The sequence below is a fragment of the Micromonospora sp. CA-249363 genome, assembly GCF_050950185.1.
Classification (GTDB): Bacteria; Actinomycetota; Actinomycetes; order Mycobacteriales; family Micromonosporaceae; genus Micromonospora.
This window is the reverse complement of the sequence record NZ_CP192020.1, coordinates 5467803-5487666: the sequence shown is the minus strand read 5'-3', so window position 1 is coordinate 5487666 and position 19864 is coordinate 5467803. Positions and strand designations below refer to the sequence as shown.

At 71.4% G+C, this 19864-nt stretch carries 18 protein-coding genes and 2 tRNA genes; 15 read left to right on the top strand and 5 right to left on the bottom strand.

Going from position 1 to position 19864, the window contains the following annotated elements; all coding sequences use genetic code 11:
- Positions 1 to 168 precede the first annotated feature (168 nt).
- Entirely contained in the window at positions 169 to 1176 is a 1008-nt protein-coding gene (locus ACQPZK_RS24340) for a sugar phosphate isomerase/epimerase family protein (protein WP_433535196.1), read from the top strand.
- A 453-nt stretch (positions 1177 to 1629) separates the two neighbouring features.
- Here the strand turns inward: ACQPZK_RS24340 and ACQPZK_RS24335 are convergent, their stop codons facing one another.
- Positions 1630 to 2028 (bottom strand): hypothetical protein, encoded by a 399-nt coding sequence (locus ACQPZK_RS24335; RefSeq protein ID WP_433535195.1) that lies wholly within the window; start codon positions 2026 to 2028, stop codon positions 1630 to 1632.
- 307 nt (positions 2029 to 2335) lie between these two features.
- Here ACQPZK_RS24335 and ACQPZK_RS24330 point away from each other — a divergent pair.
- From ACQPZK_RS24330 to ACQPZK_RS24295, 8 genes are all read left to right on the top strand, one after another.
- Positions 2336 to 2408: transfer RNA gene (locus tag ACQPZK_RS24330), tRNA-Asn, on the top strand.
- Between the two features lie 634 nt (positions 2409 to 3042).
- On the top strand, positions 3043 to 5154 hold the full coding sequence (locus ACQPZK_RS24325) for an MMPL family transporter (RefSeq protein ID WP_433535194.1): 2112 nt from the start codon (positions 3043 to 3045) through the stop codon (positions 5152 to 5154).
- Entirely contained in the window at positions 5144 to 6382 is a 1239-nt protein-coding gene (locus tag ACQPZK_RS24320) for an FAD-dependent oxidoreductase (protein WP_433535193.1), read from the top strand. Before ACQPZK_RS24325 ends, ACQPZK_RS24320 begins: the two co-directional genes overlap by 11 nt.
- A gap of 56 nt (positions 6383 to 6438) precedes the next feature.
- The gene (locus ACQPZK_RS24315; protein WP_433535192.1) at positions 6439 to 7386 is read left to right on the top strand and encodes a hypothetical protein; all 948 of its coding nucleotides are present in this window, start codon (positions 6439 to 6441) and stop codon (positions 7384 to 7386) included.
- Positions 7383 to 9068, top strand: a complete 1686-nt coding sequence (locus tag ACQPZK_RS24310; protein ID WP_433535191.1) for an insulinase family protein — start codon at positions 7383 to 7385, stop codon at positions 9066 to 9068. The genes ACQPZK_RS24315 and ACQPZK_RS24310 overlap by 4 nt, the downstream gene beginning before the upstream one ends.
- A 64-nt stretch (positions 9069 to 9132) precedes the next feature.
- Positions 9133 to 9206, top strand: a tRNA-Ile gene (locus tag ACQPZK_RS24305).
- A 92-nt stretch (positions 9207 to 9298) separates the two neighbouring features.
- Positions 9299 to 9553 carry a FitA-like ribbon-helix-helix domain-containing protein gene (locus ACQPZK_RS24300; protein ID WP_018729706.1) on the top strand — a complete coding sequence of 85 codons (255 nt, stop codon included), beginning with the start codon at positions 9299 to 9301 and terminating at the stop codon, positions 9551 to 9553.
- Positions 9535 to 9951, top strand: a complete 417-nt coding sequence (locus ACQPZK_RS24295) for a type II toxin-antitoxin system VapC family toxin (protein ID WP_433535190.1) — start codon at positions 9535 to 9537, stop codon at positions 9949 to 9951. Before ACQPZK_RS24300 ends, ACQPZK_RS24295 begins: the two co-directional genes overlap by 19 nt.
- Positions 9952 to 10030: 79 nt before the next feature.
- Here ACQPZK_RS24295 and ACQPZK_RS24290 read toward each other — a convergent pair whose 3' ends face one another.
- From ACQPZK_RS24290 to ACQPZK_RS24275, 4 genes are all read right to left on the bottom strand, one after another.
- Complete coding sequence (locus tag ACQPZK_RS24290; protein WP_433535189.1) at positions 10031 to 10852, bottom strand: hypothetical protein; 822 nt, start codon at positions 10850 to 10852, stop codon at positions 10031 to 10033.
- Between the two features lie 118 nt (positions 10853 to 10970).
- A complete protein-coding gene (locus tag ACQPZK_RS24285) occupies positions 10971 to 11369 on the bottom strand; it encodes a hypothetical protein (protein WP_433535188.1) in 399 nt (132 codons plus the stop codon).
- 60 nt (positions 11370 to 11429) lie between these two features.
- Positions 11430 to 11855 (bottom strand): hypothetical protein, encoded by a 426-nt coding sequence (locus tag ACQPZK_RS24280; protein WP_433535187.1) that lies wholly within the window; start codon positions 11853 to 11855, stop codon positions 11430 to 11432.
- Positions 11856 to 11975: 120 nt separating this feature from the next.
- Positions 11976 to 12332, bottom strand: a complete 357-nt coding sequence (locus ACQPZK_RS24275; protein ID WP_433535186.1) for a hypothetical protein — start codon at positions 12330 to 12332, stop codon at positions 11976 to 11978.
- A gap of 120 nt (positions 12333 to 12452) precedes the next feature.
- On the opposite strand from ACQPZK_RS24275, the gene ACQPZK_RS24270 reads away from it, so the two are divergent.
- The 6 genes from ACQPZK_RS24270 to ACQPZK_RS24245 all read left to right on the top strand — a co-directional run bounded on the left by ACQPZK_RS24270 (position 12453) and on the right by ACQPZK_RS24245 (position 19853).
- Positions 12453 to 13691 (top strand): sulfite oxidase, encoded by a 1239-nt coding sequence (locus ACQPZK_RS24270; RefSeq protein WP_433535185.1) that lies wholly within the window; start codon positions 12453 to 12455, stop codon positions 13689 to 13691.
- Positions 13692 to 13738: 47 nt separating this feature from the next.
- Positions 13739 to 14716, top strand: a complete 978-nt coding sequence (locus ACQPZK_RS24265; protein ID WP_433535184.1) for a DUF6461 domain-containing protein — start codon at positions 13739 to 13741, stop codon at positions 14714 to 14716.
- A 223-nt stretch (positions 14717 to 14939) separates the two neighbouring features.
- The gene (locus ACQPZK_RS24260; protein ID WP_433535183.1) at positions 14940 to 15314 is read left to right on the top strand and encodes a YciI family protein; all 375 of its coding nucleotides are present in this window, start codon (positions 14940 to 14942) and stop codon (positions 15312 to 15314) included.
- A gap of 64 nt (positions 15315 to 15378) precedes the next feature.
- The gene (locus tag ACQPZK_RS24255) at positions 15379 to 18171 is read left to right on the top strand and encodes a BTAD domain-containing putative transcriptional regulator (RefSeq protein WP_433535182.1); all 2793 of its coding nucleotides are present in this window, start codon (positions 15379 to 15381) and stop codon (positions 18169 to 18171) included.
- Positions 18172 to 18261: 90 nt separating this feature from the next.
- Complete coding sequence (locus ACQPZK_RS24250) at positions 18262 to 18984, top strand: hypothetical protein (RefSeq protein WP_433535181.1); 723 nt, start codon at positions 18262 to 18264, stop codon at positions 18982 to 18984.
- The gene (locus ACQPZK_RS24245) at positions 18972 to 19853 is read left to right on the top strand and encodes a hypothetical protein (RefSeq protein ID WP_433535180.1); all 882 of its coding nucleotides are present in this window, start codon (positions 18972 to 18974) and stop codon (positions 19851 to 19853) included. The genes ACQPZK_RS24250 and ACQPZK_RS24245 overlap by 13 nt, the downstream gene beginning before the upstream one ends.
- Positions 19854 to 19864: the final 11 nt, after the last annotated feature.

Genomic DNA, 19864 nt, shown 5'->3' with positions numbered 1-19864 from the left:
GCGGCGACCGTGACGGTGGCCGGTGACCCGGTGGGAGGCGCAACCCGCCGGGCTCAGGTGCGCTCGGCACCCACCGGCGTTCCGCCCCGTTGCCACGTACCGGTCTGACCGGTCACCCTCGCCCCGGTCCGCACAACGGAATCCCCATCACATCAGGGGAGAAGGACAATGGCGCGACCCATCACGCTCTTCACCGGCCAGTGGGCCGACCTTCCGTTCGAGGAGGTCTGCCGGCTCGCCTCCGAGTGGGGCTACGACGGTCTGGAGATCGCCTGCTGGGGCGACCACTTCGAGGTCGACAAGGCGCTCGCCGACGACTCGTACATCGAGCGCAAGAAGGAGACCCTGGCCAAGCACAACCTCCAGGTCTTCACGATCTCCAACCACCTGGTCGGTCAGGCGGTCTGCGACCACCCGATCGACGAGCGGCACCAGGACATCCTGCCCGGCCGTATCTGGGGTGACGGGGAGCCCGAGGGCGTACGCCAGCGGGCCGCCGAGGAGATCAAGGACACCGCGCGGGCGGCGGCGAAGCTCGGTGTGAACACCGTCGTCGGCTTCACCGGGTCGTCCATCTGGCACACCCTCGCGATGTTCCCGCCGGTGCCGCCGTCGATGATCGAGCGCGGCTACCAGGACTTCGCCGACCGGTGGAACCCGATCCTCGACGTCTTCGACGAGGTCGGCGTGCGCTTCGCGCACGAGGTGCACCCCAGCGAGATCGCGTACGACTACTGGACGACGAAGCGGACCCTCGAGGCGATCGGCAACCGGCCCGCGTTCGGGCTCAACTGGGACCCGTCGCACTTCGTCTGGCAGGAGCTGGACCCGGTGAACTTCATCTTCGACTTCGCCGACCGCATCTACCACGTCGACTGCAAGGACGCGAAGGTGCGTACCGGCGACGGCCGTCGCGGCCGGCTCGCCTCGCACCTGCCCTGGGCCGACCTGCGCCGCGGCTGGGACTTCGTCTCCACCGGCCACGGCGACGTGCCCTGGGAGGACTGCTTCCGGGCGTTGAACGCGATCGGCTACGACGGCCCGATCTCGATCGAGTGGGAGGACGCCGGCATGGACCGCCTGGTCGGCGCCCCCGAGGCGTTGCAGTTCGTCCGCCGGCTCGCCTTCGACGCTCCGAGCGCCGCCTTCGACGCCGCGTTCAGCAGCAAGGACTGACGAACCACCGCCCGGCCCGAGACCATCGGGCCGGGCGCCGGCTTCGGTTGGCCCGCTGGGCCAGTGGCTCGGCGGTCTGGTGGCTAGTTGGCCCGGTGGCCCGGTGGCCCGGTGGCCCGGTGGCCCGGTGGCCCGGTGGCCCGGTGGCCCGGTGGCCCGGTGGCCAAGTGGGCCCGGTGGCCCGGTGGCCAAGTCGGCCTGGTGGCCAAGTCGGCCTGGTGGCCAAGTCGGCCTGGTGGCGTGGTGGCCAAGTCGGCCCGCTGGCCCGCTGGCCCGCTGGCCCGCTGGCCTGGTGGCCTGGTGGCCTGGTGGCCCTGGTGGGCCGGTGGGCCGGTGGCCAGTCGGCTCGGTGGCCCCCGTTGGCTGGTCGGCCGGTTGGCCGGCTCAAGCACGGTCCGGACAGACCACGGGCCGGTCGCCATGCGGCGGCCGGCCCGTCGACGTGCGGGTGGGTCAGAGCGTGCTTGCGTTGGTGCCCGAGCCGGACGGCTTGGTGCGGGGGGCGGTGGCCGACGGCGACCCGGAGGTCGTGCCGACCGGGCTGCTGCCCGCCTTGGCGCCCACGGTGGCGGGCGTGCCGGCGAACGCGTCGTCGGCGGCGGTCAGTTCCTGCTTGCCGGTGCTGCCGTTGCCCAGCTTCTCGCCCAGCTTGGTCTGGCCGAGCTTGTCCTTGCCCTCGCTGTAGAGCCGGTTGGCCTGGGCCTGCGCGACCCCGGCCGCCTCCTGGACGGTCGGGTGGTCGAGCACCTTGCGGCCCCGGACGACGAGCTCCTCGTACTTCTCCCGGCCGGCACGGGCGCCCAGGACGAATCCCGCAGCCAGCCCGCCAAGAAACATGATCTTTCCGCGCATGGCGGCTCCTTCCGTACCTGACGCGCCGTCGCCCCGTCGGGTCGCCCCGCCGGACGCGACCAATCCGCGCCTGCGTCCTCTGTCCGCAGCTAACTACCCATCCTGCTCTCCGCTCAAGCCTGCTTGTGCCCGGATGGCGATTTGCCCTGATTGTGGTCCCACCCTTACTCCTGACCTGCGAATCTGGATCATGGTGGGTTGTGGGTGGGTTGCGGGTGCAACCCACTGGACCACCACCCGGGTATGTCCTGTACTCTTGTCCCCGTCGCGAGGTGCCGGCGAGATCCGGTTCTCAAGCGGTGCACGATCCCCTGTAGCTCAATTGGCAGAGCAGCCGGCTGTTAACCGGCAGGTTATTGGTTCGAGTCCAATCGGGGGAGCTCCTGCTCCACACCAACGCCCGTCGGCCCACGCCGACGGGCGTTCCCGTATCCGCGCCACCCCTCGGCCCTCCCGGCCCTCGCGGGCCCACCCCTGCACCGCGATCTTGCACTTAGTGTGGCGGCATATCGGGCTGTAGTGCGCATTTCGACAACAGAAAGTGCAAGATCGACGCGATCATGTCGGCCCCGCGCGGTGGCGCGCGGGTGTGCGGGGCGGGAGGTCGGCGTTTGGGGCAGCAACTTCGGGGATGTTGCTGCTTCCCGTGCGTCTGAAGCAGCAACATCGGCGATGTTGTGATGATCTTGGCGCGTGGCGCGTGGCGCGTGGCGCGTGGCGCGTGGCGCGTGGCGCGTGGCGCGTGGCGCGTGGCGCGTGGCGCGTGGCGCGTGGCGCGTGGCGCGTGGCGCGTGGCGCGTGGCGCGTGGCGCGGGGCGCGGGGCGCGGGGCGCGGGGCGCGGGGCGCGGGGCGCGGGGCGCGGGGCGCGGGGCGCGGGGCGCGAGGCGCGAGGACGCGAGGACGCGGAATGTGAGGTTCGGGCCGTTTGGGGCTGGTCTGGCCGGCAGGATGGTCGATGTCGACTTGGACTCCCGCTGCGTCGGTTGACGCGTCGATCCTTGGAGTGAGCGCGAATGTCCGGACGAGGGGGCTTCGGCCGGGCCACGCTGGTCGCGGTGGTGGTCGTGCTGGCCTGGTTGGTGATCGGCGCGGTCGCCGGCCCGTACGCCGGACGGCTCGGCGAGGTCTCCACCAACGACAACGCCGCCTTTCTGCCCACCGACGCCGAGGCGACCCGCGCCCAGGATCTCGCCGGTGGATTCGTCGACCGGCAGACCACCCCGGCGCTTGTCGTCTACGAGCGGTCGTCGGGCATCACCGACGCCGACCGGCAGCGGGTCGCCGCCGACGCGGCACGCTTCGCCCAGGTGCCGGGCGTCGTCACCCCGCTGCCCCCGCCCATTCCCAGCCAGGACGGCCAGGCACTGCAGGTCGTCGTGCCGGTGGACGACGCCGAGGGTGAGCAGATCGGCTCGGTCGTCGAACAGGTGCGCGACATCGCCGGGGGTGACCGGGACGGTCTCAGCGTGGACGTCGCGGGTCCGGCCGGTCTGCTCGCCGACCTGATCGAGGTCTTCTCCGCCATCGACGGGCCGCTGCTGCTCGTCACGCTCGTCGTGGTGCTGATCATCTTGCTGATCGTCTACCGCAGCCCGGTCCTGTGGATCTTCCCGCTGCTGGCCGCCGGGATGTCGTACGCCCTCGCGGCGGTCTTCGTCTACCTGCTCGCCGACGCCGACGTCCTGAAGCTCAACGGGCAGGCGCAGGGCATCCTCACGGTGCTGGTCTTCGGCGCGGGCACCGACTACGCGCTGCTGCTGATCGCCCGTTACCGGGAGGAGTTGCACCGCCACGACCGTCCGTGGAGCGCGATGCGTGCCGCGTGGCGGGGTGCCGCGCCGGCCATCATCGCGTCCGGCGGCACCGTCATCGTCAGCCTGTTGTGCCTGTTGCTGTCCAGCTTGAACTCCAACCGGGCGCTCGGCCCGGTCGCCGCCATCGGGATCGCCGCCACGCTGCTGGTGATGCTCACCTTCCTGCCCGCGCTGCTGGTGCTCGGCGGTCGGTGGGCGTTCTGGCCCCGACGTCCCCGAGCGGACCAGGCCGACCCGCGGGCCGAGCACGGCATCTGGAGCCGGGTCGCCGCTTTCGTGGCCCGGCACGCCCGCCCGATCTGGTTGAGCACCGCCGTGGTCCTGGCGGTGCTGACGCTCGGCCTCACCCAGCTCGGCGCGACCATCCTCGGTCAGTCCGACCTGTTCACCCAGCGCACCGACTCGGTGGACGGTCAGGAGGTGATCGCCCGGCACTACCCGGCCGGCACCGGCAGCCCGGCCACCGTCTTCACCACCGAGCAGACCGCCCGACAGGTCGCCCAGGTGGCGAAGGACGTGCCCGGGGTCGCGGCCGTCCGTCCCCTCACCGCCGGCCCACCCCAGGAGAACGCCGCCCCGAAGGTCGTCGACGGTCGGGTGCAGCTGGAGGCGACCCTGACCGACCCGCCGGACAGTGACGGCGCCGAGCGGACCATCCGCGACCTGCGGGAGGCCGTGCACCGGGTGCCCGGCGCGGACGCCGTGGTCGGCGGCTTCACGGCGATCAACGTGGACACCTCGGACGCCGCGAAGCGCGACCAGAACGTCATCATCCCGGTGGTTCTGGTGGTCATCGCGGTGATCCTGGCCCTGCTGCTGCGCGCCCTCCTCGCGCCGCTGCTGCTCATCGGCACGGTGCTGCTCAGCTTCGCGGCCACTCTCGGCCTGTGCGCGCTGCTGTTCCGCCACGTCTTCGGCTTCCCCGGCGTGGACTCGTCGTTCCCGCTGTTCGCGTTCGTCTTCCTCGTCGCGCTCGGCATTGACTACAACATCTTCCTGATGAGCCGGGTCCGGGAGGAGTCGGTCAAGCGGGGCACCCGGGCCGGTGTGCTCGCCGGCCTCGCCGTGACCGGCGGGGTGATCACGTCCGCCGGCATCGTGCTCGCCGCGACGTTCTCCGCCCTCGCCGTGCTGCCGCTGGTGGTGCTCGTCGAGTTGGGTACGGCGGTCGCGATCGGGGTACTGATCGACACGATCATCGTCCGGTCGCTGCTGGTGCCCGCGCTCGCGTACGACATCGGGCCGAAGATCTGGTGGCCGGGCCGGTTGTCCCGGACGAACGGTGAGCGGGAGGCGCGCGATGCTGGCTGAGACCGACGTGGTGGTGGTCGGCGGCGGCCTGGCGGGCCTCGCCGCCGCCCGTCGGCTGCACCGGGCCGGCGTGCCCTGGCGGCTGCTGGAGGCCGGTGGCCGGCTCGGGGGTCGGGTCGCCACCGACGTCGTCGACGGGTACCTGATCGATCGCGGTTTCCAGGTGCTCAACACCGCCTACCCGAGGCTCGGCACGCTCCTCGACACCGAGCGCCTGAACCTCGGCTACTTCACCTCGGGCGTGCTGGTCCGTCGGGGCGACGAGCTGCTGCGGCTGGTCAACCCGCTGCGTGAGCCGACCGGCGGTCCCCGTACCGCGCTCGCCGGCGTCGGTTCGCTGCTCGACCGGCTCCGCTTCGCCGCGCTCGCCACCGGTGCCGCCACCCTGCCGGTGTCCCGCCTGCTGGCCGCCCCGGAGACCACCACCGAGACGGCGCTGCGCCGGGCTGGTCTCTCCGACGCGATCATCGAGGAGTTGCTGCGGCCGTTCCTGTCCGGTGTGTTCATCGACCGGGAGTTGGCGACCTCCAGCCACGTCTTCGCGATGGTGCTGCGCTCGTTCGCCCGGGGTCGCATCGGCCTGCCCGCCGAGGGGATGGCCGCGCTGCCCCGGGCCATCGCCGATCCGCTCCCGGTCGACCTGCTCGACCTGGACACCCCGGTCGCGCAGGTCGCGCCCGGCCTGGTCCGCACGCAGGCGGGCGACATCAGATGCCGGGCCGTCGTGGTCGCCGTCGACCCGCCCGCCGCGGCCGCGCTGCTGCCGGCTCTGACGACGGTACGGATGCACAGCTACACGACGTACTACCACAGCGCTCCCGAACCACCGCTCGCCGAGCCGATCCTGCTCGTCGACGGCGACCGTCGGGAGATCGTGGCGAACACGGTGGTGCTCAGCACTGCCGTACCGACGTACGCCCCGGCCGACCGGCACCTCGTGGCCACCTCGGTGGTCGGCCCGACGGCCCCGCCCGAACCGACCATCCGGGCCGAGTTGACCCGGCTGTACGGACGATCAACCGCCGACTGGACGCACCTCACCACCGTGTCCGTGCCGGACGCGCTGCCCGCCGCCCCACCCCCGCAGGGGCGGCTGCGCAAGCCGGTCGTGCTCGGGCAGGGGCTGTTCGTGGCCGGTGACCACCGCGACAGCCCATCGATCCAGGGCGCTCTCGCCAGCGGTTGGCGTGCCGCCGGCGCGGTGCTCGAGGAGCTGCGCGCCGGCTGACTGCACGCTGAGAACGAGGGCACCGCAGCCGTGCATGATCACCTATGATCGCCGCCATGCCCGCCACCCTCCCGGCGCCCACCTTCGACGTCGCCGACGCGTACCCCGAGGTCAGCGACCTGCACAAGGCGCTCGACGCCGCCGACTGGCCCGCGGTGCGGGCGGTGTTCGCGGACCGCGCGCCGGACGCCCGCACGCTGCTCGTCGCCGCGGCCGGCGACAAGCTCGGGACCGAGCCGTTCCTGCGTCAGGCGTACGACGCGGACCCCACCGACCCGCTCGCCGGGACCCTGCTCGGCAACCACCTCATCCGCGCCGGCTGGCGGATCCGCAGCGGTTATCGGGCCCAGTACGTCAGTCGGGAGCAGTTCGACCAGTTCCACGACCACCTCCGGCGTGCCGAACGGATCCTCATCGACGTCACCGCCCGGTACCCCGACGACGCCGCCGCCTGGACCCAACGGATCACCATCGCCCGAGGTCTGCAACTGGGGCAGAACGAGGCGCGCCGTCGCTACGACCGACTCGCCCGGCACCACCCCCACCACGCGCCCGCGCAGGCGACGCTGTTGCAGCAGCTCTGCCCGAAGTGGAGCGGCGACTGGGACCGCGCGTTCGCCTTCGCCCGCGAGTGCGTGCAGGCCGCGCCCGCCGGCGCGCCGAACGCCGTGGTGCTCGCCGAGGCACACCTGGAGCGCTGGCTCGACTTCGACACCGAGCGGGAACGCGCCGCGTACGTGCGCAGCGCCCCCGTCGTGGACGAGATCATGCAGGCCGGGCAGCGGTCCGTGCTGCACCCGGACTTCGTCGACCGGCCCGGTTGGGTCTGGGTCCGCTCGTCGTTCGCGCTGATGTTCAGCCTGACCGAGCAGTGGTCCGCGGCGGCCAGCCAGTTCAGAGCGCTCGGCAACCTCGGCTCGGAATTCCCCTGGACGTACGTGGACGACGCCGAGGGTTACACGAAGTACCGCGCGAAGGCGTACGCGAAGGGTGGCCAGTCGTGATCCAGCACCTGGACGTGGACGGGGTGCCCACGCTGCTCGCCCCCACCGGCGGGCCGATGCGCGCCGGACTGACCTTCCGGGTCGGCACCGCCGACGAGACGCTCGCCCGCGCCGGCATCACCCACCTCATCGAGCACCTGGCGCTCGCGCCGCTCGGCCTGGCCGACTACCACGTCAACGGCGTGACCGCCCCGGCGTTCACCATGTTCCACACGCAGGGCTCCGAGACCGACATCGCGGCGTTCCTGACCGCCGTCTGCGGGCACCTGTCCGACCTGCCGGTCGGGCGACTCGACGTCGAGAAGGACATCCTGCGTACCGAGTGGAGCAGCCGGGGCGCCGCCGCGATCGACGACATCCCGCTGTGGCGGCACGGGGCCCGGGACTTCGGGCTCAGCAGCTACCCGGAGTGGGGCCTGGGCTCGCTGACCGCCGACGACCTGCGCGAGTGGACGGCCCGCTGGTTCACCCGGGAGAACGCGGTGCTGTGGATCTGCGGCGACCGGGTGCCCGCGGGGCTCCGGCTCTCGCTGCCCGCCGGGGTACGCCAGCCGGTCCCGGCGGTCTCGTCGGCGCTGCCGCAGACCCCCGCGTACTTCGTCCACGGCGCCCGGGCCGTGGTGCTCGACGCCGTGGTGCGGCGCAGCGCCGCCGCGGCCGTCTTCGCCGGTGTGCTGGAACGGGAGCTGTACCGGTCGCTGCGCCAGGAGTCCGGCCTCTCCTACACCGCCACCACCGGGTACGACCCGCGTGGCGACGGCAACGCCACGCTGCGGGCGCTCGCCGACACGCTGGCGGAGAAGCAGGACGCCGTCCTCGGCGGCTTCGTCGACGTGCTCGCCAAGCTGCGGGTGGGCCGCATCGAGCAGGCCGACCTGGACGCCACCGTGGCCAAGCGCGAGGATCTGCTCGGCACCGCCGAGGTCGATGCCGCGCGACTTCCCGGGTACGCGCTGAACGTGCTCACCGGGGAACCCAACCTCACCATCGACGAGCACCGGGCCGAGTTGAAGGCCGTCAACCTCGCCGACCTGCACGAGGTCGCGGGCGAGGTGATGGGCTCGGCGCTGCTCATGGTGCCGCGAGGGCTCACCGCCGACTGGGCCGGCTTCGTCGCCGCGCCCACCCACTCCACGGAGATCCTGGACGGCACCGGCTACTCGGCGAAGGAGGGCAACGCCGCCCTGCGGATCGGCGTCGACGGAGTGACCCTGTTGCAGAACGACACGCCGCTGACCGTCCGGTACGCCGACTGCGCCGCCATGCTCACCTGGCCCGACGGCGCGCGGCAGCTGATCGGCGCGGACGCCATCGTGCTGCACATCGAGCCGACGATGTTCCACCTGCACCCGGCGGCGCTCCCGGTCATCGACGCCCAGGTGCCGGCCGACCGGCACATCAGCATGCCGGCACGTACGCCGGACGAGATCCCGCAGCCCTCGACGCCGCAGAAGCCGACCCGCGCGCCCGGCGACCGCCCCTGGTGGGAGATCGCGATGATCGTGGTCAGCGGCGTCGCGGTTCTCGTGGTCGGTGCCGCGAGCCTGTTGGTGACCTACGTCATGGTCGCCGCCGGCACCGAGCCGGGCGAAGAGTTGCTGTGGGGCGTCGTCGTGGCAGGCTGGCTGCTCACTGTTATCCTCGCGTTGCCCATCGTGCTGCTGTGGCGACGGCGACGGTGATGGGACGGGGCCGCATCGGCGCTGGCCCGTGATCCACCGGGCGGGATAAGATCCGCGCGGTTCCGGGGCGGTAGCTCAGCCGGTTAGAGCAGGGGACTCATAATCCCTCGGTCGCGGGTTCGAGTCCCGCCCGCCCCACACACTTTTCTGACTTGCGGCTCTTGCAGACCAGTTGAGCCAGGGTCCGAGTCTTCCTGACGAGTGAGCGACGCTGCATGCATAATGAATGCATGGTTGCTCTCCAGATTCGGGACGTGCCGGAAGAAGTGCGAGACGCCCTGGCGGCCCAGGCCAGGGCGCGCGGGCAGTCACTCCAGGCATACCTGCTGGAACTGGTGGAGACGCAGGCTCGACGGCTGCGCAACACGGCGGCCCTTGATCGCTTCGCCGGCCGATCCGACGGTGCTCGCTCTCTGCCGGGGGAGAGCGCCGCAGAGTTGAACGACCAGCGGGAACAGCGCGGACCGTGGGGGAGCGCCGCGTGATCGTCGTGGATGCGTCGGTTCTGGCTGACGCTCTGGTCGATGATGGGCCGGTCGGGGACGCGGCACGGGCGGAACTGGCCGGAGATCCACACTGGGCCGCGCCGAGTCACCTTCTGGTCGAGGTCATGTCCGTGATCAGGGGCAAGGTCCTCGGTGGGAAGCTCGGCCTTGCCCGGGCTCAGGAGGCGATCGACACCCTGCCTTCGTTGGTCATCGACGAGGTTGGCGTCGCGATGCTGGTTGACCGGATGTGGCAGATGCGGGGCAATGTCACGGCGTACGACGCGGCTTACGTCGCGGCGGCGGAGTTGATGGCCTGCCCACTCGTGACCGGTGACGGTCGGCTCGCCAAGGCCAGCGGTATCCGCTGCGAGATCCGACTGCTCGCCGCGTCCTGACGACGGTGGCCGGCCGCCGGCGTCGAGGTAGGGACCCGACGCCCTCAGCCCGCACTGAGTTGCTCGATCGCGCCCGTGGTCAGGAGGTCGTCGGGGCGTGGCCCCGAGGGGCTGCTTCCCAACGCACGCCGGGCGGAACGAGGCCGAACCAGGCTCCGATGGCGGCCATCGAGGCGACGAGGTACGCCGCCCACCACCCGAGCAGCGCCCACATACCGTGGCCGACGAGGTCGGCCAGGCCGAGAACGAGGAACACGAGAAAAAGGTAGGCCAGGCGGCCGTACGAGAGGCTCCTGCTCTTCGGCAACTCATGGGCCTTGCGGAACGGAATGAGGCTGACCCCGTAGGGACGACGGAGCAGCGTGAGACTTGCCGGCCAGAGCCGCCCGTACCCGGCCACGTCGACCACGCTGACGCCGGGCCCGCGCCGGATCGTAGCCTGACGCGACCTGGTCAGCTCGCGCAACCACGGTTCCCAAACGACACGTTGGTGCAGGACACCGCCCCTGCCCCGGCCGCTCACCGTCAGCCACACGGAGTATCCCTTGGGGCTGGTGTCGGACCCGCCGGCGGCGCTTACGGCGTGCGCCGCAGCGGTGACCTGCCCCGCGCTTCCCGAGTGTGACCCCTGCGCCAGATGCGCGGTCACCAGGACGCGCCTCGCGGGAGCACGAGCGGCACCCCACCACTGAACCAGGCGGACGAGCCAGGACAGCACCAGAAAGGCTCCCGGAGCCAGCACCACGCGGATGACGGTCCCGCCGTGCCCGACCCGCGGGTCGGTACTCAGCCGGTACCCCAGCGCGACGAGGGCGGTCAACGCCACGACGCTGCCGATCACGACCATCGGCGCGCGAGCACGCCGATTCGCCGAGCTAGCTGCACTTTCGCTGCTGGCCATCGCGTCGTCCTGCCTGCTCGCGCCCCAGACGTAGCCACGACGCTAGCAACGCCGAGCAAGGCTCATATCGCGCGTCCGTTCCAGATTTCCACCGCGTTGCGCGGTGTGGCAGTGCAGCTCAGGCGCGAACGCGACCGGACGCGACAGTGGCAAGGAAGAAGACGCCAGCTCCGAGCGCGGCTAGAGCGCGCCAGGTGTCGATGTGGGTGACCGTGGTGAGGACAGCCGTCAGGAACGTTGCCGATGCGCCTACCTGCCACCATTGGCGAACACGGAGAAGCTTTGCGCCAAGTAGCGCTACCAGGAGTGCTGCGGGAAACGCGAAGACCAGGCCAGCCATGCCCTGCGCCGCCCCGCACGCCACGCCATCGACGCCTGAGTCCAGGCACTCGGAAACTGGAGGCATGACCTCCCAGGCGACGGTGACAGCTGCCACGCCGAGCACGCCCGATCCCAACGCCGTCCAGAGCCACCGGTCCCGCACGAACATCAAGGTTTCATGCCCCAGCCTCACCACGGAGTCACCATAGTGCTGCCAGTCAGCCGAAGGCGTGCTGGTGTATCCGAACGCAGGTCCCTACTCCGGGGAAGGGGGATCCACGTACTCGCCGAACGGCTCGATCGATCCGTCCCAGCCGAGCCAGCCCTGTTGGGTCATCCGTCCGTCGGCGTAGATGTAGGACCAGCGGGCGCCGTCCTCACCTTCGAATTGGACGACGCCGGAGCGAACGAACGGCGCGATCGCGACGTAGAAGGCGATTGCCTGCTTCGACCACTTGGGGTCGCCCTCGTCGTCGTGATCGAACTCGATCCAGTCCCCGTCGCGGGTGATCGAGGCCCTGGCCTCGCACGCGATGTCGACGAGCCGGTCGTTCACCTCGCCCATGTCGGGCTCGTACCAATGACTCTGTTCGGCCATGGCGGCCTTGGCGGCGGCGGTCGCCGCGGCGTCGTCCGACTCCGGTAGGTGCAGACGGCCCGTAGGCCACACCGAATATCCCACGGCGGCCAGTCTACGGTCGTCGATCTTCTGCCTGTCGACCCGTACATCGACTCAGTTCCGGGGTCAGTTCGATGGTGGCGGCCAAGCGGGCAACATCGTCGCGGCACGCCGGACCGTTCGTCAGAAGTACCGGATGGACCAGTCGAACATGCGTACCGGCAGGAGTACGAGGACGACGGTCGCGGCGACGGCGAGCAGTACGCGTACGGTGCGAAGACCTCGCCACCACGGGATGATCCAGAGCAGCAACCACATGACGCCCGCGATCGCCACATGCAAGCCGATCACTCCGAGGCTGGTCTCCTCGCATATGTTGTCGACGACGGCCTCTTCGCACAGCGTTGGGGGGCCGTTGTGGTCTCCGATGTTCCCCAACAATCCGACGCCGCAGGCCAACACCGGTGCTGCCACGAGGGTGAACAGTGGCGTCACCAACCATCCGGCAAGATCGCGGCGGCGGTCCATGAGTCGCCTCATCAGCGAGACGATACAGCCGGATATCGGTGGAGGATGACCCTCCGAGCTGGGGGCATGTGCCGCACAATCAGTTGCCCGCAGGGGTTTCGGCTTCGCCTATAAAATCGATAGGTTTGGTAGATGAGAAAGAAGGTGGACGAGACCGGGTACGACGCGTTGCGGCTACGGCAGTGGCAGGCCGGGCACGCCGAGGGCTTCTCCCGGCGCACGTTCCTCGCGCTCGCCGCGGCGGCATCCAGCGGCACACTGCTCCGTCCCGAGGCGGCGTCGGCCGCCGCGCCAGGGCCGATCGTCAAACCGCTGCCGCCCGAGCTGTTCACCGTGTTCGGGTCGAACGCCGAGATGCGCTGGTCCGGGATGCGCGACCAGGGCTACCTGGTCCCGGTCGACCGGTTCTTCGTCCGGGACCACACCAGCACCCCCGTCATCGACGCCAGCACCTGGCGGTTGACCGTCGACGGCGCCGGGCTGCGCGGCGGCCCGGTCGAGTTCAGCCTCGCTGAGCTGCGCCGGCTACCCAGCGAGACCGCCATCGCCGCAATCGAGTGTGCCGGCAATGGGCGCAGCTTCTTCACCACTCAGCAGGGGCAGAGCGTCACCGGCACCGCGTGGACGCTCGGGGCGGTCGGGGTCGCACGCTGGCGTGGCGTGCGGCTGTCCACGGTGCTGCGTCGAGCCGGTCTCTCCCGCCGTGCGGTCGACGTGATGCCGTCCGGGCTCGACCCGAACTTTGTGACCGGCGGCGTCGACCTCGGCCCTGTGCGCCGTCCCATGCCAGTCGGCAAGGCCCTGGATGACGTGCTGCTGGCGTACGAGATGAACGGTGAGCCGCTGCTGCCCGACCACGGCCATCCGGTACGCCTGGTGGTGCCCGGCTGGATCGGGGTGTCCTCGATCAAATGGCTGGGCCGGATCGAGGTTTCCGACCAGCCACTGTTCTCGCCCTGGAACACCCAGTTCTACCGGCTCTTCGGTCCTGGCTATCCCGACGAGGGGCAGCCGTTCGACAAGCAGGTCATCAAGAGCGCCTTCGAGCTTGACTTCGGTGCCACCGTCCTGGCCGGCCGCACCGTACGGCTCACCGGCCGATCGTGGTCGGCCAGCGGCCCGATCCGGCACGTCGAGGTCAGTACCGACGGCGGCCGCCATTGGAGGCGCGCCCGGCCAACCGGTCCCGATCTCGACGATGCGTGGCAACGCTGGGAACTCGATTGGAAACCCACGATCGGCGACCACGAGTTGCTTGCCCGAGCCACCGACGTACACGGCAACACCCAGCCGGACGTCGCCCGTTACAACACCCTCGGCTACCTCTTCGACGGCGTGGTCCGCCATCCCGTATCGGCGGTCGCTGGCTGAACGGACGTGGTAACCACGGGCGTCGATGATCGTCGTACCGTGTTCCGATGGTGTCGGACGTGGTGCGGTACTACGACGATTTCCTCGCCGAGCGGGACTGGCTCGCCGAGGGGCTGAGCTGGGCCGTGGTGCAGCCGGCGAGTGTCGAGGCAACCGTCGACGGGGTCGTCGAGCGGCTGCGGGCCCGGCGTGTCGAGCCGGGTGACGACCAGTCGGGCGAGCTTGCCGACCTGGTGCAGATCGGGCCGAACGTGCTGGTGTTCCAGGACAATGGCTGCGCGTTGAGCCGGCCCGAGGTGCTGCGCTGGCTCAGCGACGGTACGCGGGTGCACACCGTCGAGTGGACCGTGAACGGCAACGGCGGCCTGACGTACGCGGTGTACGGCCGGGTGCTCGCCTGGATGGACCTGAACGACCCGGAGCGGCGGCACGGCGACGACCCGTCCGCGTTCGCCGACGACCTGGACGACGTACGGGCCGCGCGCGGCACCGGGTACGAGCGGTCCGCGGCGATGGCGTTCGTGGAGCGGCGGACCGGGGTGCGGCTGCCGGCCGAGTGGATGGGTGACGAGGGGGCCGATCCGCAGGCCGGGCCGTGGGTGACCGTGCGGCTGCCGCACATCCCGGCCGACCCCAGGCCGCCGTCGAACTTCGGTCACTACGAGCCCGACCTGGACGCGCGGCTGCGGGCCGCGCCGGATCAGGTACGGCGGGCGGCGGTGGCGCACGCCGTACGGGCGGTGACCACGCGGTTCCGGTTCAGCGACGACGACCTGGCGAGGCAGGCGGTCGAGGCCGTCGAACGAGGGCTGACCGTGGACGAGGGGACCCGGTGGCGGATCGCCCGCCTCGTGGCGCAGGTCGACGATGTCCGGGCCGGCGCCGACGCCGTGCACGCCCTGCACGCAGCGCTGGGCGCGGGGGTGACCGTCGCCGACGCGCTGGGCGCGGCTCGGCACGCGCTCGGCGACGGCTGGCCGGCGGTGCGCCAGGACCTTTACCGCCTGGTAAGAACAACCAGCTGAGGCCTGATCGACGCCCAAGATCTGCCCAACATCCCTGAAGTTGCTGCCTCAGCCGCGCGGGAGACAGCAACATCCCCGAAGTTGCTGCCACGAACACCACGCCACGAACACCACGCCACGGCCACGCCACGAAAACCAGGGCACGCTGTCGAATCGGGGTCCGGCCGTTCGTGGTACGGGTGGAGGCGGTCGACGGAGGCCGCCCGGAGGAAGGGAATGTGAGATGGCGCGATACCTGATCTCGTTCAACGACGGCGCGATGGACCACATCCCCGCCGAGGAGATGCCCGAGGTGGGCAAGTCGGCGCACGCCGTGGTCCAGGAGGCCGTCGACGCGGGCGTCTGGGTGTTCGGCGGGGGCCTGGAACGGCAGCGGGCCAGCATCGTGTCCACCAACGGGTCGGTCACCGACGGCCCCTACCCGGAGACCAAGGAGGTCATCGGCGGGTTCGTGGTCGTCGACGTGGCCACCCGTGAGGAGGCGCTCGGGTGGGCTGCCAAGTTCGCCGCCGGCTGCCGCTGCGCCCAGGAGGTCCGGGAGATCATGCCCGACCCCGAGATGGAGGAGATGCTCCGCCGCGCTGACCGTCGAGAGTGACGGCTCGTGTCCATTGGGCGACGAACAGATCGAGCGTACGAGGCCGCGGACCTAGCCTGAGCCGGTGACGTCGATCGCGGACTCGGGCGTACGCGTCCGGCTGCTCGGGCCGGTGGAGGTGGTCGTCTCCGCCGGTCCGCAGGCGGTGAACGGTGTACGCCGCAAGGCGGTTCTGGCGACGTTGGCGCTGCACGTGGGCCGGGTCGTGAGCGTCGACCGACTCGTCGACGTGGTCTGGGGTGAGCGCCCACCCGCGACGGCCGAGAACACGCTGCAACGCCACGTCTCCTACCTGCGCGGGGTGCTCGGCGAGCCCGGATCGATCGTGGCGCGTCGGCCCGGTTATCTGCTCGACACCGGGCCGGAGTCCACGGACGTCCAGGCCGCCGAGCACCTTCTCGACCGGGCTCGGCGTACGACGGATCCGGCGGAGCGGGTGGCTCGCCTGACCGCCGCGGTGGCGCTGTGGCGTGGCCCGCCGCTCGCCGACGTCACCGGCTCGCCCTGGCTCGAGGAGCAGGCCGAGCACCTGGCCCGCCTGCGGTTGGAGGCCGAACGGGCGCTCGCCGAAGCGCGGCTCCGCGCCGGTGAGCACACGCGACTCGTTCCCGGCCTCGAACGGCTCGTCCGACAGCATCCCTTCGACGAGCACCTGCACGCCCACCTGATGCTCGCCCTGTACCGGGACGGTCGGCAGGGCGAGGCGGTCGCCACGTACCGGCGGTTGCGTGACGGCCTCCGGGAGAACCTCGGCATCGACCCCAGTCCACGGCTCAAGGATCTCCAGGCGGCCATCCTGCGCCAGGACGCCGCGATCGCCGCGCCCGCGCCGGCCACCCCGGCGCCGGTCGTACCCGCACGGGCGGTGGCGGCGCAGTTGCCTCCGCCCGTACCCACGTTCACCGGGCGTGCGGCGGAGCTGGCGGCCCTGGACGCGCTGGTCGACCGGGGCGGCGCCGTGGTGGTCTCCGGCACGGCCGGCGTCGGCAAGACCGCCCTCGTCGTGCACTGGGCGCACCGTGTGGCCGAGCGCTTTCCCGACGGGCAGCTCTACGTCAACCTGCGCGGCTTCGACCCGGCGGCCACGCCGACCGACCCGATGCGGGTGCTGCACGGCTTCCTGGAGGCGCTCGGCGTTGCGCCGGCACGGATGCCGAGCGATCCGGACTCGATGGTGAGCCGCTACCGGACGCTGGTGGCGGGCCGGCGTCTGCTGGTGGTGCTGGACAACGCGCGCGACGCGGACCAGGTGCGGCCGCTGCTGCCCGGCTCGCCGGACTGCCTCGCGGTCGTCACCAGCCGCGATCAGCTCGTTCCACTTGTCGTCACCGAGAGCGCCCAGCCGGTGGTCCTCGACCTGCTGAGCCCCGACGAGGCCCGCGACATGCTCGTCCGTCGGCTCGGCGCGCGCCCGGTCGCCGCCGAACCCGCCGCGGCGGACGACATCGCCGACCGCTGCGCGCGGCTGCCTCTCGCCCTCGCCATCGTCGCCGCCCGGGCGGCCACCAACCCGCGCTTCTCGCTGGCCTCCGTGGCGAGCGAGCTGGGCGGTCTGGACGCCTTCCACGGCGGGGACGCGACCACCGACGTCCGGGCCGTCTTCTCCTGGTCGTGCCGGACCCTCAGCCCGGCGGCGGTACGGCTGTTCCGGCTGCTGAGCCTGCACCCCGGCCCGGACGTCGCCGCGTCGGCCGTGGCCAGTCTCGCCGGCAGCAGCCCGCAGGCGATCGGCCCCCTGCTCGCCGAGCTGACCCGGGCGAACCTCTTCGCCGAGCACACGTACGGGCGGTACGCGTTCCACGACCTGCTGCGCGCGTACGCCGCCGGTCTCGCCGACGAGGCGGAGTCGGCCGCCGACCGCCGTGCGGCGGTCCAGCGGCTGCTCGACCACTGCCTGCACGCCGCGCACGTGGCCGACCTGGCGCTGCATCCGCACTTCAGCACGATCAGCCTGCCGGCCCCGCACGCGGGCGTGACGCCGGAGAGCCCTCGGAACCGGTCGGCCGCTTCGGCGTGGTTCGCCGCCGAGATCCCCGTCCTGCTGGCCGCCGTGCCGCTCGCGGCGCGGTCCGGGTTCGAGGGGCACGCCTGGCGACTCGCCTGGACCATGGCCGGCTACCTGCACCGGCAGGGACACTGGCAGGACTGGCTCGGCACGCAGCAGATCGCCCTCGCTGCCGCGTCCCGCATCGGAGATCGCACCGGGCAGGGGCACGCGCACCGGAGCCTCGGTCTCGCCTGCTCGCGGCTCCGCCGGTACGACGAGGCGGACGACCACCTGCGGCGCGCGCTCGACCTGTTCGGCGAGGTCGGCGACGACGCCGGACGGGCACACACCTGTCTGAACCTCGGTCAGCTCGCCGAGCGGCGGGGCGACATCTGCGAGGCGCTCGGGCACTCCCGGCGGGCGCTGACCCTGTTCCGGCGGGCCGGCAACCGGGCCGGGCAGGGCTACACCCTCAACGCGGTCGGTTGGCAGGAAGGGCTGCTCGGCGACCACCACCGCGCCCTCACCTCCTGCGGGGAGGCGCTGCGGATGTTGCAGGAGGTGGACGACGTCCAGGGGCAGGCCGACACCTGGGACAGCCTCGGCCACGCCCACCACCAGCTCGGCGACGACCGGCAGGCCGTCGCCTGCTACTCCAGGGCCCTGGAACTCTTCGGCCAGGTCCACGACCGGTACGCCGAAGCGAGCACGTACGTCAACCTCGGCGGTAGCCATCGGGCCCTCGACGACCTGGGCGCCGCACGTGCCGCCTGGCGCCGCGCGCTGCGCATCCTCGATGAACTCGGCGACTCCGGCGCCGATGCGGTCCGCGCCGACCTCGCGCAGCTCGACGCCACCCGCTCGGGCTGACGTACCCCGCTTTCAGCGCCGTTTCCGGGCCGTTTCAGGGCGGCTCGGCACTCTTCGGACACCAGTTTCCCACCAGGAATGGAGTGTTCGATGAGTCGTTTGGCACGCCGCCTCGCGGTGATGGGAGTGGCCGGCGCAACGGTGCTGGCCACGTCCACCACCGCGCTGGCGCAGACCGACAAGCCGCCGACCAAGGGCGCCGACTGCGTGGTCCAGTACGTCGACGAGCGCGGCGGGATCGTCCGCACCGGGACCGAGCCGGAGGGCCGGGAGCACGGCCGGTTCCGCTGCGACAGCGGACAGTGGATCTTCGCCTGGGACCCGTTCGGCGCGGACGACGCGATCGTGGCGGACGAGGTCGTCGTCGACCCGTCCGGCGCCGTCTCCGTGCGGCGGTTCACCGGTCCGGCGCTCGGTAACGACCTGACGATCGGCGAGATCACCGCCATCGCCCAGGCCGTCACCGGCAGCGCGGAGGTGGTCGTCGACCGCGCGATCGTGGCGGTCGACGACGGCAAGGAGCGGACCCCTGAGGAGATCGCGGCGCTGCTGGCCGGCAAGGACACCACTGGCGTACCGGTGCTGGACACGATCGACAAGCCGGACGCCGCCAGGTCGGCGAAGGACGTCATCGACGAGGCCGGAGGCACACCCGAGACCACCGTCGTCTACTTCAGCCTCTGGGGCGCGATCAAGTCGGTGTTCGCATGGGTCGCGGACACGATCAGCGACATCGGCGGCTGGTTCGAGCGGCACTGCGACTGGGGTCTCTCACCCAGCGGCCTGGGCGTGGTGGTCACATGTCGCTGGTAGCGCGGGACATCGCCAGGCGCGTCGGAGTCGTCGCCGTGGCACTCGTCGTCGGGTTGGTGGCATCGTACGCGCCGTCGCGGGCGGCCGAGGGGGACGCCCGGACGACGGTCACCGACCAGCCCGGTGCTCCGGGAACGGTGCTGCGACAGTTCGAGGACGTCACCGGCCAGGATGTCGGTGACCTGAACACGGTGCTGGCCGTCGACACCGGCGGTCGGAACGTCACGGTCGACCAGTTCGCGGCACTCGTCGCCGGCGAGAAGGTCGACGGTGTCACGGTCCTGGGCACGATGCCCGGCGGCCGGGACATCCTCGGCACGACCATGGCCGACCTGGCCGACGGCGCGTACGACGGCAGGAGCGGCAGCGGCGGCACCCTGCTCTTCGCGTCCTCCGTCCCCGGAGGCCGGGAGTGGTGCCTGACGATGTGTGTGGCATCGGGGAAGTCCGTGTGGGAGTGCCTGCTGTCGCGCCGGTCGGGCGATCTGTTGCGCACCCTCGACCTCTCCGGCGACACGACGGTCGGCGCGACGAAGACAGCCTTCGAGAAGGTCAACGGGGTCGCCGTCGAGGGACCGTACGCCGTCGACACGCTCACCGGTGACGCTGAGCCCTCGGCGGACGAGATCCAGGCGCTGCTGGACGGCAAGGACGTCGACTCGCTGCGCCGGGTGGCGACCGTGCAGACGCCGGACACCGGCTGGGCGTTGGCCGACATCGCCGAGAAGTCCGGCGTGCCGTACCGGAAGACCACCATCCACATCTTCACCTTCGGCCTTCCCTTCATCGGGAAGATCCTGGTGGTCTGCGTCTCGCACAACGACGGCAAGACGTGGAAGTGCTCGACCCGCCCCTGGAGCGGGTTCTAGGTGCACCGAAG